Annotated in this window: 13 protein-coding genes; 10 read left to right on the forward strand and 3 right to left on the reverse strand. The window is 70.7% G+C overall.

The annotated features are described in order from the left end of the window. Positions 1-14: 14 nt before the first annotated feature. Complete coding sequence (locus ACLQ2T_RS15915) at positions 15-1,073, reverse strand: LacI family DNA-binding transcriptional regulator (RefSeq protein ID WP_425766925.1); 1,059 nt, start codon at positions 1,071-1,073, stop codon at positions 15-17. A 156-nt stretch (positions 1,074-1,229) separates the two neighbouring features. On the opposite strand from ACLQ2T_RS15915, the gene ACLQ2T_RS15920 reads away from it, so the two are divergent. Beyond that, a complete protein-coding gene (locus ACLQ2T_RS15920; RefSeq protein WP_425766926.1) occupies positions 1,230-2,378 on the forward strand; it encodes a serine hydrolase domain-containing protein in 1,149 nt (382 codons plus the stop codon). Positions 2,379-2,431: 53 nt separating this feature from the next. Here ACLQ2T_RS15920 and ACLQ2T_RS15925 read toward each other — a convergent pair whose 3' ends face one another. Further along, on the reverse strand, positions 2,432-2,893 hold the full coding sequence (locus ACLQ2T_RS15925; protein WP_425766927.1) for a VOC family protein: 462 nt from the start codon (positions 2,891-2,893) through the stop codon (positions 2,432-2,434). Between the two features lie 442 nt (positions 2,894-3,335). Between ACLQ2T_RS15925 and ACLQ2T_RS15930 the strand changes: the two genes are divergently transcribed. Genes ACLQ2T_RS15930 through ACLQ2T_RS15950 form a run of 5 tightly spaced genes read left to right on the forward strand, consistent with a single transcriptional unit; the run spans position 3,336 to position 9,217 of the window. Continuing rightward, a complete protein-coding gene (locus ACLQ2T_RS15930; protein WP_425766928.1) occupies positions 3,336-4,406 on the forward strand; it encodes a sugar ABC transporter substrate-binding protein in 1,071 nt (356 codons plus the stop codon). Beyond that, on the forward strand, positions 4,403-5,935 hold the full coding sequence (locus ACLQ2T_RS15935) for a sugar ABC transporter ATP-binding protein (protein ID WP_425766930.1): 1,533 nt from the start codon (positions 4,403-4,405) through the stop codon (positions 5,933-5,935). Before ACLQ2T_RS15930 ends, ACLQ2T_RS15935 begins: the two co-directional genes overlap by 4 nt. Next, complete coding sequence (locus ACLQ2T_RS15940; protein ID WP_425766931.1) at positions 5,928-6,965, forward strand: ABC transporter permease; 1,038 nt, start codon at positions 5,928-5,930, stop codon at positions 6,963-6,965. The genes ACLQ2T_RS15935 and ACLQ2T_RS15940 overlap by 8 nt, the downstream gene beginning before the upstream one ends. A 54-nt stretch (positions 6,966-7,019) precedes the next feature. Continuing rightward, entirely contained in the window at positions 7,020-8,339 is a 1,320-nt protein-coding gene (locus ACLQ2T_RS15945; RefSeq protein ID WP_425766933.1) for an enolase C-terminal domain-like protein, read from the forward strand. Beyond that, on the forward strand, positions 8,336-9,217 hold the full coding sequence (locus ACLQ2T_RS15950) for an amidohydrolase family protein (RefSeq protein WP_425766935.1): 882 nt from the start codon (positions 8,336-8,338) through the stop codon (positions 9,215-9,217). The genes ACLQ2T_RS15945 and ACLQ2T_RS15950 overlap by 4 nt, the downstream gene beginning before the upstream one ends. A gap of 8 nt (positions 9,218-9,225) precedes the next feature. Here the strand turns inward: ACLQ2T_RS15950 and ACLQ2T_RS15955 are convergent, their stop codons facing one another. Further along, positions 9,226-9,921, reverse strand: coding sequence for a FadR/GntR family transcriptional regulator (locus ACLQ2T_RS15955; RefSeq protein WP_425766937.1), 696 nt, complete (start codon positions 9,919-9,921; stop codon positions 9,226-9,228). 170 nt (positions 9,922-10,091) lie between these two features. On the opposite strand from ACLQ2T_RS15955, the gene ACLQ2T_RS15960 reads away from it, so the two are divergent. The 4 genes from ACLQ2T_RS15960 to ACLQ2T_RS15975 all read left to right on the forward strand — a co-directional run bounded on the left by ACLQ2T_RS15960 (position 10,092) and on the right by ACLQ2T_RS15975 (position 15,820). Further along, positions 10,092-11,117: a zinc-dependent alcohol dehydrogenase gene (locus ACLQ2T_RS15960; protein WP_425766939.1), complete on the forward strand. Its 1,026-nt coding sequence runs from the start codon at positions 10,092-10,094 to the stop codon at positions 11,115-11,117. A gap of 2 nt (positions 11,118-11,119) precedes the next feature. Next, on the forward strand, positions 11,120-11,875 hold the full coding sequence (locus ACLQ2T_RS15965) for an SDR family oxidoreductase (RefSeq protein ID WP_425766984.1): 756 nt from the start codon (positions 11,120-11,122) through the stop codon (positions 11,873-11,875). Between the two features lie 145 nt (positions 11,876-12,020). Beyond that, positions 12,021-12,488: a hypothetical protein gene (locus tag ACLQ2T_RS15970; RefSeq protein WP_425766940.1), complete on the forward strand. Its 468-nt coding sequence runs from the start codon at positions 12,021-12,023 to the stop codon at positions 12,486-12,488. A gap of 329 nt (positions 12,489-12,817) precedes the next feature. Next, a complete protein-coding gene (locus tag ACLQ2T_RS15975; RefSeq protein ID WP_425766941.1) occupies positions 12,818-15,820 on the forward strand; it encodes a glycoside hydrolase family 95 protein in 3,003 nt (1,000 codons plus the stop codon). Positions 15,821-15,987: the final 167 nt, after the last annotated feature.

Raw genomic sequence — 15,987 nt, forward strand, 5'->3', positions numbered from 1 at the left:
GATCCCCCGTACGGTCACCTGGGCGGTGGGGCCACCGAGCGACGCCGCCGCAGCGGCATCGGCACCCGGGCCTGCCTCGGGGCCTGGCCGTCGAGCAACAGTTCCACCGCCCGTCGCCCCATCTGCTCGTGCGGCAGGGCGGCCGTGGACAGCCCGGGACGCAGCCAGGAGGCGGTGGGATCGTCGTCGAAGGAGATCACCGAGATCTCCTCCGGGATGCTCAGTCCCGCCTCACCCAGGGCCTGGTACGCCCCGAAGGCCAGCCGGTCGTTCATGCAGATGATCGCGGTCGGCCGGTCGGGTCGGGCCAGCAGGGCGCGAGTGGCGGTGTGACCGTGCTCGGGCAGCCAGTCGGGGCAGAAGCCCTCCACCTGCAAGGCGACCCCGGCGGCGGCCAGGGTGGCCCGGATGCCGCGCAGGCGGGCCTCGGCGGCCAGCGAGATCTCCGGATCGCGTTCCTTCTGCCGGTTGCGGCCGATCAACGCGATCCGGTCCCGGTGGCCGTATCCGATCAGGGTCTCGGCGACGGTGACCCCGGCCCCCTCGTCGTCCGGCAGCACCCCGGGTAGCTCCGCCGCGCTCGTCGCGTTGAGCAGCACCACCGGGCCGCTGAGGATGGCCGGCGGCACGGACAACCGGCGGGTGGCCATGGCCGCGTAGATGACCCCGTCGACCTGACGGTCCAGGATGGTCTCGATGGCGTACCGCTCGAAGGCCGCGTCACCCTGGGTCTCGGCGATGAGCAGGACATGGTCGCGTTCCCGGGCCGCGTCCAGAGCGCCACGGATCAGATCACCGGCGAAGCGGGTGGTGGCCACGATGTCGGAGACGAACGCGATGGTGGCCGTCTTGCGGGTCCGCAGACTACGCGCCGCCACATTGGGGCGGTAACCGAGTTCCTCGGCCGCCGCGAAGACCCGCTGGTGCGCCTGGGCGGACAGCCGAGCGCCCTCGCGCCCGTTGAGCACCATCGACGCGGCGGTCTTGGACAAGCCCGCCCGCTTCGCGACATCGGCCAGGGTTGCTCGGTCGCGGCCCATCAGTCCTCCGATCGCGGCGGGTCGGTCGGGCACCGCCGCCGTCCATCATGATGCGTCGCGCCACCCGACCGGTCACCGGACCTCTGGTGCCCTGGACCCTTCTTCAGGGACAGTGGGCACGAACCCGGATCGACCGTGGTGCTGATCTTCCACCTACAGTTCAGCAAGGCTCACTGAAGGGACAGCGGCTTGACCGACACCCAGATCCACGGCCATGTCGACGACGGCTTCGGTCCGGTCGCCGACGTGTTCCGTGACAACTTCGCCCAGCGCCGGGAAGTGGGCGCCGCGGTCGCGGTCTACCTGCGCGGTCGCAAGGTCGTCGACCTGTACGGGGGGACGGCCGACCCCCGCTCCGGTCGCCCGTGGACCGCCCAGACCCCGACCGTGGTCTTCTCCTGCACCAAGGGGATCATGGCGATCTGCACCTACCTGCTGGTCCAGCAGGGCCGGCTGGACCTGGCGGCGCCGGTCACCCGCTACTGGCCGGAGTTCGGCCAGAACGGCAAGGCGGAGATCCCGGTCCGGTGGCTGCTGACCCACCAGTCCGGCCTGCCGGCGCTGGACAAGCCCTTCACCCGCGAGGAGGTCCTCGCCTGGGAGCCGGTGATCCAGGCCATCGAGGCCCAGGCCCCCCTGTGGAAGCCGGGCACCGCGCACAGCTATCACCCGATCACCTTCGGCTGGCTGATCGGCGAGGTGATCCGCCGGATCACCGGTGAGCTGCCGGGCACCTGGTTCGCCCGGACCCTCGCCGAGCCGCTCGGTCTGCGTACCTGGATCGGGCTGCCGGCCACCGAACGCGACACGGTCGCCTGGATGCTGGCACCGCCCGGGGAACCCGGCCCGGCGACCGACCCGGTCTCCGATCGGGCCGTCACCATGGGCGGGGCCTTCGCCTTCCCCGCCGACCCCGAGGGCCGGGTGAGCTTCAACGACCCGGCCATCCAGGCGGCGCAGATCCCCGGGGCGGGGGCGGTCAGCACGGCCGAGAGCCTGGCCCGCCTCTACGCCGCCTGCGTCGGGGAGATGGGCGGGCCCCGGCTGCTCACCACCGCCTCCATCGATGACGCGATCACCGTCCGCGCCGCCGGTCAGCAGGTGTACGGCTACCCCGACGCCGGACACCGCTGGGGCACCGGGTTCCTCCTGCACTCGCCGCCCCGGCCGATGCTCGGCGAGCGCAGCTTCGGCCACGACGGCGCCGGCGGGCACCTGGCCTTCGGCGACGACACCCACCAGGTCGGCTTCGCCTACGTGGTCAACCAGATGGGCGATGGTGAGGACGAGCGGGCCAACCTGCTCAGCGCCGCAGTGCGCGACTGCCTCGGGGGGTAGGCGGTCGCCGCCCGACCTCGGGGCCGCGCGGCCGGCGAGGTCGGGCGGGCCGATCAGTCCAGGCAGAACTCGTTGCCCTCCGGGTCGGCCATCACGATGAAGCCGGCCTCGAAGGGCGGGGCGGGTTCGACCCGGCGTAGCCGGTTGGCGCCCAGCGCCAGCAGCCGGTCGCATTCGGCCTCCAGCGCGGCCATCCGTTCCTCGCCCTGCAGGTCGGGCGCGACCCGCACGTCTAGGTGAACACGGTTCTTGGTGACCTTGTCCTCGGGCACCTGCTGGAAGAACAGCCGGGGTCCCGATCCGTCCGGGTCCTCGATGGCCGATCGGGTGTTGCGTTGCTCCGGCGGCACCCCCAGTTCAGCGAGGAAGTCGTCCCAGGCGTCCAGCGGGTCGGCGCCCTCGGGCAGGTCGACCCCGGGCGGACCGGGATGCACGTAGCCCAGCACCTCCCGCCAGAACGACGACAGTCCTTTCGGGTCATGGGCGTCGAAGGTGACTTGGATGTGGCGACTCATGCCCCTCACCCTGCCAGGTGGGAAAGGCCGAAGCCGCCCCGTTTCGGGTAGCTGCCGTGTGGGAGGCGGCCCACCGACGCGCCGGTCGGCCCGGGACCCCGTCAGGCTGGTGATCAGAGACCATCGATGTTAGCGTTCGCAGGACGTCTCCCGGTGGGAAAACAGCCGTCGATCGATGACCGATTGTGACCGCCAACATCTCACCTGGCCGGTGAGCCGCGTCGAGTGCGCCGACCCGCCGTGTAGTCATCAGATCTATCTAAGCCCGCCACGCATTGTCGTGGCGGGCTTATCTGCGCATCCCACCCGGAATAGGGCGTTGACGTTACCTGTCGGAAACGCATAACGTCTGATGTCTTGGTCGCGATCCTCACTGCCCCCACGTCGCCGGCACCGCAGGTGCGCGACCGGCGTCGATGACTCCCGATCCGGAGGAACGGCAATGAACCGTAGGGCTCTGCTGAGAGTGGGGCTGGCCGTGCTGCTCACCGCCTCGGCCACCATGGCCGCCGGCTGCGGCAACGACCCGAACGGCGGGTCCGGCTCGGGCGGCGGCGAACTGCTGGTCGGAGTGGACTACCCGCGTTCCGACACCGACTTCTGGAACTCCTACATCGGATACGTGCCCCAGTTCGCGCAGGAGTTGGGCGTAGAGCTGAAGACCACAAACTCGCAGAACGACATCGCCAACCTGATCTCCAACACCCAGACCTTCATAAGCCAGGGGGTCAAGGGGGTGGTGATGGCCCCGCAGGACACCGCCGCGATCGCGCCCACCCTGACCCAACTGGACGACAAAGAGATCCCGGTGGTCACCATCGACACCCGGCCGGACACCGGCAACGTGTTCATGGTGGTCCGCGCAGACAACCGGGCGTACGGCACGAAGGCCTGCCAGTTCCTCGGCACCAAGCTCGGCGGCCAGGGCAAGGTCGTCATGCTCCAGGGCGGCCTGGACTCGATCAACGGTCGGGACCGCACCGAGGCGTTCAGCGAGTGCATGCGGCGGGACTTCCCCGACATCACCGTCTTCGGGGAGGCCACCGACTGGAAGGCGGAGGTGGCGGCCTCGAAGTTGCAGACCCGGTTCGCCTCCGACCCGGACATCAAGGGCATCTACATGCAGTCGTCGTTCGCCCTCTCCGGCACCCTGCAGATCCTCAAGCAGCGCGGACTCCAGGTGCCGCCGGACGACCCCCGGCACGTCTTCGTGGTCTCCAACGACGGCATCCCGCAGGAGTTGAAGAACATCGGCGAAGGGCTGATCGACGCCACCGTCAGCCAGCCGGCCGACCTGTACGCCAGGTACGGGCTGGAGTACGTCAAGGCGGCGATCGAGGGCAGGACCTTCCAGCCCGGCCCCACCGAACACGGCAGCACCATCATCCAGGTGCGTGACGGCCTGCTGGAGGACCAGCTCCCCGCGCCACTGGTGACCCTGGACGGTGCGCCGATCGCGGGCGAGCCCACCACCCGGTTCGACGACCCCGCCCTGTGGGGCAACAACGCATGAGCGCCGACCGGCAGACCCCGACCGACGGGCCGGTCGACGGCGACCGGCCCGTCGTCGAGGCGGTGGGCATCACCAGACGGTTCGGCTCCACCCTGGCCCTGTCCGAGGCCGGCATCGTGGTCCGGCGGGGGGAGACCCACGCCCTGGTCGGGCGCAACGGCGCCGGCAAGTCCACACTGGTCGGCATCCTCACCGGCCTGCTGGCCGCCGACGCCGGTCAGGTGAGCTTCGACGGGGTACCGGCGCCACCCTTGGGTGACCGGGACCGGTGGCGACGGCAGGTGGCCTGCGTCTACCAGAAGTCGACGATCATTCCGACCCTGACGGTGGCGGAGAACCTGTTCCTCAACCGGCACCCGGGCCGACTGATCCGCTGGGGCGCCCTGCGCCGACAGGCCCGGGAGCTGCTCGCGCAATGGTCGGTCGAGGTGGACGTACGCCAACCCGCCTCGACCCTGACCGTCGAACAGCGGCAGTTCGTGGAGATCGCCCGGGCGCTGTCCTTCGGGGCCCGGTTCATCATCCTCGACGAGCCGACCGCCCAACTCGACGGCGCGGGCATCGAACGGTTGTTCACCCGGCTCCGCGACCTGCGCGCCCAAGGGGTGACCTTCCTGTTCATCAGTCACCACCTCCAGGAGATCTACGAGATCTGCGACCAGGTGACCGTCTTCCGCGACGCCCGGCACATCCTGACCGCCCCGGTGGCGCAGCTGAGCCGCCCGGCGCTGGTGGCGGCCATGACGGGGGAGGAGGTGACCATGCCCGAGGCCGCCCACCGCCCGCCGGCCGTCGAACAGCCGGTGGTGTTGTCGGTACGGGACCTGGTCACCACCTCCGGCGCCGAGGTCTCCCTTGCGGCGCGAGCCGGTGAGGTCCTCGGCATTGCCGGTGGCGGAGGCAGCGGCAAGGTCGAGGCGGCCGAGGCGATCGTCGGCCTGGCCCGCCCGACGGCCGGGACGGTCACCCTGGACGGCCGGCGGCTGCGCCCCGGCAGCGTGCCCGACGCCCTGGCCGCCGGGATCGGTCTGGTTCCGCAGGACCGGCACCGGGAGGGCCTGGTGCCTCTGCTGTCCATCGGGGAGAACGTCACCATGACCGTGCCGCACCGGCTGGGACGGTGGGGCCTGATCTCCCCGACCCGCCGGGACACCCTGGCCCGGCAGACCATCGCCGACCTGGCCATCAAGGCCACCGGCCCTCGGGCGCCGGTCGCCGAACTGTCCGGCGGCAACCAGCAGAAGGTGGTGCTCGGCCGGGCGCTGGCCAGCGACCCGAAGCTGCTGGTGCTCATCACCCCGACCGCCGGGGTGGACGTACGCGCCAAGCAGACCCTGCTCGACGTCGTAGAGCAGGTACGGCAGCGCGGTACGGCCGTGCTGGTCGTCTCCGACGAGGTGGACGACCTGCGGATCTGTGACCGGGTGCTGGTGATGGTCCAGGGGCGGGTCGTCCGCGAGATGGCGCCGGGCTTTCGCGACAACGATCTGGTAGCCGCCATGGAAGGGGTGGATCTCCACCATGCCTGAGAGGCTGTCCACCGCCGCGTCCCCGGCCGCCACGCCATCGGCCACCTCACCGCCCCCGCGCAGCCTGGCCATCGCCCGGCTGCGGGATCTGGCCCTGGTGCCGGCGATCATCGCGGTGGCCATCGTCGGGTTCATCGTCAACCCGGTCTTCCTCAGCTCCGACAACATCATCAACGTGCTGCAGAGCATGTCGGAGATCGCCATCGTGGTCCTGGCCCAGACCATCGTGCTGATCACCGGGAAGATGGACCTGTCCCTGGAATCCACCTTCGGGCTGGCCCCCGGCATCGCCGCCTGGCTGATCATCGACCCGGCCCTGACCCGTGGCCTGGGACTCGACCTCCTGCCCTCGGCCTGGGCGGTCCCGGCGGTGTTGGCCGTCGGTGTCCTCGTCGGCGCCTTCAACGGGCTGCTCATCGTCCGGTTCGGGCTCAACGGGTTCATCGTCACCCTGGGCATGCTCATCGTGCTGCGGGGACTGCTGACCGGCATCTCCGGCGGTCAGACCTTCTTCGCCCTGCCGGAGTCGATGACCTATCTCGGCTCGACCAGCTGGCTGGGGGTCCCCGCCTCGATCTGGCTGTCGCTGCTGCTGTTCGGCCTCGGCATCGGTGTGCTGGGCTACACCCGGGCCGGTCGGGCGCTCTACGCCATCGGCGGCAATGTCGACGCCGCCCGAGCCGCCGGCATCCGTACCGACCGGGTGCTGTGGATCGCCCTGATCGTCGCCAGCATGCTCGCCGCCCTGGCCGGGTTGCTGATGAGCGGTCGGCTGGCCGCCGTACCCGCCGCACAGGGCAGCGGCGCCATCTTCCAGGTGTTCGCCGCCGCGGTCATCGGTGGGGTCAGCCTCAACGGTGGCAAGGGCACGGTGTTCGGCGCCTTCACCGGAGTCCTGCTCCTGTTCATGATCATCAACGTGTTGACCCTGGCCGGGGTGCCCGCGCAGTGGACCAACTTCCTCAACGGCACGGTCATCCTGGTGGCCCTGGTGGTCTCCCGGATCACCGCCGGCAAAGCCCAGACATGACCCGGCGCACCCCCAAGCAGGCAGGTCGGCCCTCCGATCCCGACAGGAGCAGCGGTGACTGAACTCATCTCGTCCGTCGAGGCCGTCGACGTGCGGTTCCCCACCTCCCGCCACCGGGACGGCTCAGACGCGATGAACCCCTTCCCGGACTACTCTGCGGCCTACGTGCTGCTGCGTACCACCGCCGGGGCGCAGGGGCACGGCCTGGTCTTCACCGTGGGCCGGGGCACCGAGATCCAGGTGACCGCGGTGCAGTCACTGGCCGCCATGGTGGTCGGTCAACCGGTCGACGAACTCCTCGCCGACCCCGGCGCGCTGGCCCGCCGACTCGTCGGGGACAGCCAGATCCGCTGGCTGGGCCCGGAGAAGGGGGTGGTGCACATGGCCGCCGGGGGCCTGATCAACGCGGTGTGGGATCTGGCCGCCCGACGGGCCGGCAAGCCGCTGTGGAAGCTGCTGGCCGACCTGAGCCCGGAACAGTTGGTGGCCCAGGTGGACTTCCGCTACCTGCGGGACGCCCTGGACGAACAGGAGGCGCTGGCGCTGCTGCGGGCCGCCGCCGGGGGTCGGGCCGAGCGGGAGGGAATCCTGCGGGCCGAGGGCTACCCGGCCTACACCACCACCCCGGGCTGGTTGGGCTACGACGACGAGAAGCTGGCCCGACTGTGCCGGGAGGCCGTCGAGGCGGGGTACCGGCTGATCAAGCTGAAGGTCGGCGGCAACCTGGCCGACGACGTACGCCGGATGGGTATCGCCCGGCGGGCGGTCGGGCCGCAGGTCCGCATCGCGGTCGACGCCAACCAGGTCTGGGGGGTGCCCGAGGCGATCGGGTGGATGCGGGAACTGGCCGCATTCGATCCGTACTGGATCGAGGAGCCGACCTCCCCGGACGACGTGCTGGGCCACGCCGCCGTCCGCGCGGCCCTGGCGCCGGTCAAGGTGGCCACCGGCGAGCACATGCACAACGCGGTGATGTTCAAGCAGTTGCTCCAGGCCCAGGCGGTCGACGTGGTGCAGATCGACGCCTGCCGGGTGGCCGGGGTCAACGAGAACCTGGCGATCCTGCTGCTGGCCGCCAAGTTCGGGGTGCCGGTCTGCCCGCACGCCGGGGGTGTGGGCCTGTGCGAACTGGTGCAGCACCTGGCCATGTTCGACTTCGTCGCGCTCAGCGGCAGCACCCAGGACCGGGCCATCGAGTACGTCGACCACCTGCACGAACACTTCGTCGATCCGGTACGGATCCGCGGCGGACGCTACCTGGCCCCCACCGCCCCCGGGATGAGTGCCCAACTCGTACCCGCCGCGCTGGCCGACTACCGCTATCCCGACGGCCCGGAATGGGCCGCCCCGACCATGGCGGGAGCACCGGCGTGATCATCGACTCGCACCATCACCTGTGGCGTCCGGATCGCGGCTACACCTGGCTGGACGAGCCGGGGCTGGCGGTCATCCGGCGGCCGTTCACCCCGCAGGACCTGATCGCCGAGCTGACCGCCGCCGGGGTGCAGGGCACCGTGCTGGTCGAGGGCGGGCGGTGCCATCCCGACGAGGCGGCCGAGTTCCTCGGCTACGCCGCCGACACCGCCCCGATCCTGGGAGTGGTGGCCTGGCTCGATGTGGCGTGCGGTCGGGTCGGCGAGACCATCGCCGGTTACCGCCGGCTGCGCGGCGGGGAGTTGCTGGTCGGGCTCCGCTCGCAGGTGCAGGGGGAGACCGACCCCGACTATCTGGACCGACCGGAGGTACGCCGAGGGTTGGCCGAGATCGCCGCCGCCGGGCTGGCGTTCGATCTGGTGATCCGGGCCGATCAGCTGCCGTCGGCCGTCCGGGCGGCGCGGGCCCTGCCGGAACTCCGCTTCGTCCTGGACCATCTGGGCAAGCCCCGCATCGACGAGGGGGCGGCCGGGCTGCGCCGATGGCGTACCCCCTTCGCCGACCTGGCCGCCCACCCGAACGTGACCGCCAAGCTGTCCGGTCTGGTGACCGAGGCGGCACCGGACTGGTCCCCGGCGGACCTGCGGCCCTTCGTCGAGGTGGCGGTCGCACAGTTCGGCCCGCAACGTCTGATGTTTGGCTCGGACTGGCCGGTGTGCCTGCTCAGATCGGACTATCCGGGGGTGCTGCGGGCGCTTCAGGCGGCCCTGCCTCCGCTGACCGACCGGCAGCGCTACGAGGTCTTCGCCGGCACGGCCCTGCGTACCTATGACCTGGCCGGCCGGCGGGAGCTCGCCGCCCCGGCCCGCCCCGCGTGACCGGGCCGCTAGGACCTGGTCGGCTTGGCCGCCAGCACCGTACGCAGCCAGGCCTCGGAGGTGTTCACATGGATCAACGCGCTGGCCTGGGCGAGCAGTTGATCCCGCGAGCGCAGCGCCAGGTAGATGGCCTGGTGCTCGTCGATGGTCTTGTGGGCCGCGTTGCCCTCGATCAGCCCTCGCCACACCCGGGCCCGCAGGGTCCGGCTGGAGAGCCCGTCCAGCAGGGAGGTCAGGGTCTCGTTGCCGGTGGTCGCGATGACGGTGTGGTGGAAGGCGGTGTCGAACTGGATCAGCTTCTCGGCGTCGTCCGCCGCCGCCCGCATGTCCTGCAGGATCTGGGCCAGCTCGTCGAGTCGGGTGTCGGTCATCCGCAACGCCGCCAGGCCGGTGGCCACCGGCTCCAGCATCCGCCGGACCTCCATCACCTCCAGCAGGGTGTCGTCGCGCAGCAGTTCCACCGCCAGGCCCAGCCCTTCCAGCAGCAGCCGGGGGGCGAGGCTGGTGACGTAGGTGCCGTCGCCCCGTCGGACGTCGAGCACCCGGGCCGATTCCAGCACCTTGACCGCCTCGCGGACCCCGCTGCGGGACAACCCCATCTGGGCGGCCAGTTGTGGCTCCGGTGGCAGCCGCGTCCCCGGCGGCAACTCACCGCTCTGGATCATGCTGCGGATCTTCGCGATCGCGTCGTCGGTCAGTGCCATCCACGCCCCCTTCGCCACCGGCCCGCCGGGCACCCCCGGCGCGGATCCGCCGCCGGCGATCGGCCCCACCACTATAGAGACGTCGGACGTTTGTCGTGGTCGTGGTCCATGGCAGCCGGACGGCCTCCCCTCAGCATCCCCGACCAGCGGCACCTGACCGAGGAGGCAGCGTGAACCGCAGCGCGTACTACATCGGTGAGCAGACCTTCGTCGTCGAGGAGACCGAACTGGTGCCCCCCGGTGCGGGACAGGTCCGGATCGAGGTCGCCTACACCGGCATCTGCGGCACCGACCTGCACATCGCCCACGGGGCCATGGACCAGCGGGTCCGCGTACCGGCGGTGATCGGGCACGAGATGTCGGGCCGGATCGCCGAGGTGGGCGCGGGGGTCGAGGGGCACCGGGTGGGTGATCCGGTGACGGTCATGCCGCTGGACTGGTGTGGCCTGTGCCCGGCCTGCCGGGCCGGGCACACCCACATCTGTCACCGGCTGACCTTCGTCGGCATCGACTCCCCGGGGGCCATGCAGCAGTCCTGGACTGTGCCGGCCCGGCTCCTGGTGCCGCTGCCGGAAGGGCTGTCGCTGACCCACGCCGCCCTGGTGGAGCCGACCGCGGTGGCCGTGCACGACGTACGGCGCTCCCGGCTGGTCGCCGGGGAACACGCCGTGGTCATCGGTGCCGGCCCGGTCGGGCTGCTGATCGCCACGGTGGCGCGGGCCACCGGTGCCGAGGTGACCGTGCTCGAACTCGACCCGCGACGCCGCGAACTCGCCGCCGAGATCGGCCTGAGCACGGTGGATCCCGGCACGGTCGATGTGGTCGGGTACCTGCACGAGATCACCGGGGGAGCCGGCGCCGAGGTGGTGTACGAGGTGTCCGGCTCGGCCGCCGGTGTCCGCACCGCCACGGAACTGCTGGCCGTACGCGGTCGGCTGGTCGTGGTGGCGATCCACCCCACCCCCCGGGAGGTGGACCTGCACCGGATCTTCTGGCGGGAGCTGGAGCTGATCGGCGTACGGGTCTACGAGCACGCCGACTACGTCGAGGCGGTCCGGCTGGTGCACGGTGCCCAGGTGCCCGTCGATCGGCTGATCTCCCGGATCGTGCCGCTGACCGAGGTGGCGCAGGCCTTCGAGGCGCTGGCCGCCGGTGGTGACGTCAAGGTGCTCATCGACTGTGGAGGAGACAGGTGACCATGTTCGACCTCAGCGGCCGGTTGGCGGTGGTGACCGGCTGTCGGCGCGGCATCGGGCTGGCGATGGCGGAGGCCCTGGCCGCGGCCGGTGCCGACGTGATCGGGGTGAGCGCCGCGTTGGAGGAGACCGGCAGCGAGGTCGCCCGGCGGGTGGAGGCGTACGGCCGGGCCTTCCTGCCGTACCGGGCGGACCTGTCCGATCGGGACGCCGTGCGGGCGCTGGCGCAGTGGCTCGGGCAGCGGGACCGGCCGGTGGACATCCTGGTCAACAACGCCGGCACGATCCGCCGGGCACCCGCCGCCGAGCACGCCGACACCGACTGGGACCACGTGCTGGAGGTCGACCTCAACGCCCCGTTCGTGCTCGCCCGGGAGGTCGGTCGGCGCATGATCGCGCGCGGCACCGGCAAGATCATCTTCACCGCCTCGATGCTGAGCTTCCAAGGGGGTGTCACCGTCCCCGGCTACGCCGCGGCCAAGTCCGGGATCGCCGGTCTGACCCGGGCCCTGGCCAACGAGTGGGCGCGGCACGGGGTCAATGTCAACGCCATCGCCCCGGGCTACATCAGTACGGACAACACCCAGGCGCTGCGTGAGCAGCCGGAGCGCAACCGGGCGATCCTGGAGCGGATTCCGGCCGGCCGCTGGGGCCGTCCCGAGGACCTGGCCGGGATCACGGTCTTCCTGGCCTCCGACGCGGCGGCCTACCTGCACGGCGCGGTGATCCCGGTCGATGGGGGCTGGCTGGCCCGCTGACCAGCGACGATGTCATTGGCTCTTGCCTTGTTATCGATAACATTTTATCTTTCGGCATCAGGAGTGTGACACCTTCGTCGCCTGCGACGGCCCACCGTCGAAGTCGGAGGCAATTGTCGGGACTTCGCTGGTAGGAGGGGGTTTCATGCGGCTGCCAGGCCGGGTGGGGTACGCGGGACGCACGTCGAACGGTACGGTCGCCGCGTTCATCGAGCTTGATCGGGTGCGGCGTCAGCCCGTCGGTGCGGCCGGGGAACAGCCCTGCGCGGCTGTCGCCTTCGAGTCGACCTACCGGGCCCTGCCCGCCAGTCGACGGCGACTGTTCCGGTATCTGGGTCTGCACCCCGGGCCGGACTTCGACGTGTGCGCGGCGGCGGCGTTGGGCAACCTGACCCCGGTGCACGCCCGACGCACCCTGGCCGACCTGTGCGAGCGTCGACTGGTCGTCGAGTGCGGCACCCGCTACCGGATACCGGATCTGATCGCCGAGCACGCCCGTCGGTTGGCCGTCGAGGAGCCCGCCGTGCTCCGCGCCGCGGCGCTGGCCCGGTTGGCCAATGTGGACAGGATCCCTCTGGATCCTCGTCGTGGCCGACCGGGCGACCGACACTGAAAGGCCGCCCTCTAGGGAACATCTGATGTAAGCGGCCCGCTGGCAGTCGACCCCTATGAGCGCCGAGGCGGGCCTGACCCTGCCCTGCGAGCTGCTCAAGCAGCATCTTCCTCCGGATCAGGTCGACCGAATGTCGTTGCATCGACCATTGCCTATCGATGGCGCCGGGAGTAACATTTCGGAAACACATCAGATGTCTGCCTGTGTCGCAGGCTATCGGCTACCTGACGCGTCGCGGCCGGGATTGGCGTCCACCGGCTGATCCAGCAGGTGCACTTCACGTTTCCGCGCTTCGGGTGGCCGGGGTCGGTCACCCCTTTGGAGGATCGATGTCAGATCTGACCCGACGGCAGGCCCTGAAGATCGGCGCGGCGGGCGCCGGCGGTGCCCTGTTGCCGTTGCCCGCCACCGCCACCGCCCGGGCCGGCTCGGTGGCGCCCCCGCAGGTGCTGGCGGCCGGCGACCTGGCCCTCTGGTACGACCGGGGGGCCGGCACCGACTGGCTGCGGGCCCTACCGATCGGCAACGGCCGACTGGGGGCCATGGTGTTCGGCAACAGCGACACCGAACGCCTGCAACTCAACGAGGACACCGTCTGGGCGGGCGGACCTCACGACTCCAGCAACCCCAGGGGCGCCGGCTCGCTCGCGGAGATCCGCAGACTGGTCTTCGCCAACCAGTGGTCCCAGGCCCAGAATCTGATCAACCAGACCATGCTCGGCAACCCGGTAGGGCAGCTGGCCTATCAGACCGTCGGCAACCTCCGACTGGCCTTCCCCGGTGCCACCGGCACCTCCCAGTACCACCGGCAGTTGGACCTCACCACCGCGACCACCTCCGTCACCTATCTGATGAACGGGGTGCGCTACCAGCGGGAGGTCTTCGCCAGCGCGCCGGATCAGATCATCGCGATGCGGCTGAGCGCCGACCGGTCCGCCTCGATCACCTTCACGGCCACCTTCGACAGCCCGCAGCGGACCACCGTGTCCAGCCCGGACGGGGCCACCATCGGTCTGGACGGCGTCTCCGGCAACCAGGAGGGGGTCAACGGGGCGGTCCGGTTCCTGGCCCTGGCCCACGCCACCGTCAACGGCGGCACGGTGAGCAGTACCGGCGGGACCCTGCGGGTCACCGGCGCCACCAGCGTGACCCTGCTGATCTCGATCGGCTCCAGCTATGTCAACTTCCGCAACGTCGGCGGTGACTACCAGGGCATCGCGCGGCGGCACCTTACCGCGGCCCGGGCCAGCAGCTACGACCAGTTGCGCGCCCGGCATGTGGCCGACTACCAGGCGCTGTTCGGTCGGGTGAGTCTCGACCTGGGGCGTACCTCGGCGGCCGACCAGCCGACGGACGTACGGATCGCCCAGCACAACACCGTCAACGACCCGCAGTTCTCGGCCCTGCTGTTCCAGTTCGGGCGGTACCTGCTGATCTCCTCCTCGCGGCCGGGCACCCAACCGGCGAATCTCCAGGGCATCTGGAACGACTCGTTGACCCCGGCCTGGGACTCGAAGTACACGATCAACGCGAACCTGCCGATGAACTACTGGCCGGCGGACACCACAAACCTGTCCGAGTGCTACCAGCCGGTGTTCTCGATGATCCAGGACCTGACGGTCAGCGGGGCGCGTACCGCCCAGGTGCAGTACGGCGCCGGGGGTTGGGTCACCCACCACAACACCGACGCCTGGCGGGGCGCCTCCGTGGTCGACGGCGCCTTCTGGGGGATGTGGCAGACCGGCGGGGCGTGGCTGGCCACGATGATCTGGGACCACTACCTGTTCACCGGGGACCTGGACTTCCTGCGCGCCAACTACCCCGCCATGAAGGGTGCCGCCCAGTTCTTCCTCGACACCCTGGTCACCGAACCCACCCTCGGCTACCTGGTCACCAACCCCTCCAACTCACCCGAGATCGGCCACCATGCCGACGCCAGCGTCTGCGCCGGCCCGACCATGGACAACCAGATCCTGCGGGACCTCTTCGACGGCTGCGCCCGGGCCAGCGAGCTCCTCAACACCGACGCCACCTTCCGGGCCCAGGTCCGGGCCACCCGCGACCGGCTGGCCCCGACCCGGATCGGCTCGCGCGGCAACATCATGGAGTGGCTCTACGACTGGGTGGAGACCGAACGCAACCACCGGCACGTCTCCCACCTCTACGGCCTGGCCCCCAGCAACCAGATCACCCGGCGCGGCACCCCCCAACTGTTCCAGGCCGCCCGACGCACCCTGGAGATCCGCGGCGACGACGGCACCGGCTGGTCCCTGGCCTGGAAGATCAATTTTTGGGCCCGCCTGGAGGAGGGCAACCGGGCGCACGACCTCATCCGCTACCTGGCCACCCCGGCCCGGCTGGCGCCGAACATGTTCGACCTGCACCCGCCGTTCCAGATCGACGGCAACTTCGGTGCCACCGCCGGCATCGCCGAGATGCTGCTGCACAGCCACGCCGGTGAACTGCACCTGCTGCCCGCCCTACCGGCCGCCTGGCCCACCGGATCCATCAGCGGCCTGCGTGGACGCGGTGGCCACACCGTCGGCCTCACCTGGAGCAACGGCCAGGCCACCGAGATCCTCCTCCGGCCGGACCGGCCCGGCACCGTACGCCTGCGGGCCCGGATGTTCACCGGCACCTACACCCTGGTCGACACCGCCGACGGCACCTCGCCCCGGACCACAGGCATCGAGCCCGACCTGATCGAGGTCACCGTGCAGGGTGGGCGTACCTACCGGGCCACCGGCTCGGTAGGTACGCCCACCGCACCGACGCTGGAGCAGAGCTTCACCAATGCCGGCACCAGCAACGACACCAACACCGGGGTGGCCAATTTCGACGGCAACGGCGCCAGCCTCTCCGCCCAGGCCCTGGCCCAGGCCGGGGTCACCCCGGGCAGCACGGTGAGCCGCAACGGGGTGAACTTCCGCTGGCCCGCCGTGGCCCCCGGCGGGTCGGACAACGCGGTCGCCTCCGGCCAGTCGATAAGCGTGACCGGCACGGGGCGTACCCTCGGGATCCTCGCCACCGGCACCTACGGTGCGGTGTCCGGCACCGCCACGGTGGTCTACGCCGACGGGACCCGGCAGAGCTTCACCCTGAGCACCCCGGACTGGTACGGCGGACCGCACGCCGGTGGCTCCGCCGCCATCGTGATGGCGTACCAGAACCGCCCCGGCAACCAGCGGCACAACGTGTCCGCCTGCGTCTACTACGTCGGGGTGGGGTTGCAGAACAAGCCGGTGAGCCGGGTGGAACTGCCCAACATCAGCGCCCGGCCGGCGGCCAACGTGCCGACCATGCACATCTTCGCCATCGCGATCGGAGGCTGAGGCGCCCGCCGACCGGCGTGCCGGCCACGGGGGGTGCCGTGGCCGGCACGCCTTGTTTCCGGGGATCTCAGCTCCCTCCACGGCTGCCACCTGCGGCTTCCCAGCCGATCGGGGGAGTGGCGGGAACGTTACGAGACCGTGACCGCTGGATCTCAGAACAGGTGTTG

The sequence above is a fragment of the Micromonospora sp. DT229 genome (assembly GCF_049844505.1).
Taxonomy (GTDB): domain Bacteria; phylum Actinomycetota; class Actinomycetes; order Mycobacteriales; family Micromonosporaceae; genus Micromonospora.

Bases quoted from the DNA above. Each gene is read 5' to 3' on its own strand.
- ACLQ2T_RS15930 (WP_425766928.1), top strand. From the start codon at position 3,336: ATGAACCGTAGGGCTCTGCTGAGAGTGGGGCTGGCCGTGCTGCTCACC.
- ACLQ2T_RS15970 (WP_425766940.1), top strand. From the start codon at position 12,021: ATGCGGCTGCCAGGCCGGGTGGGGTACGCGGGACGCACGTCGAACGGT.
- ACLQ2T_RS15940 (WP_425766931.1), top strand. From the start codon at position 5,928: ATGCCTGAGAGGCTGTCCACCGCCGCGTCCCCGGCCGCCACGCCATCG.
- ACLQ2T_RS15965 (WP_425766984.1), top strand. From the start codon at position 11,120: ATGTTCGACCTCAGCGGCCGGTTGGCGGTGGTGACCGGCTGTCGGCGC.
- ACLQ2T_RS15975 (WP_425766941.1), top strand. From the start codon at position 12,818: ATGTCAGATCTGACCCGACGGCAGGCCCTGAAGATCGGCGCGGCGGGC.
- ACLQ2T_RS15935 (WP_425766930.1), top strand. From the start codon at position 4,403: ATGAGCGCCGACCGGCAGACCCCGACCGACGGGCCGGTCGACGGCGAC.
- ACLQ2T_RS15955 (WP_425766937.1), bottom strand. From the start codon at position 9,921: ATGGCACTGACCGACGACGCGATCGCGAAGATCCGCAGCATGATCCAG.
- ACLQ2T_RS15925 (WP_425766927.1), bottom strand. From the start codon at position 2,893: ATGAGTCGCCACATCCAAGTCACCTTCGACGCCCATGACCCGAAAGGA.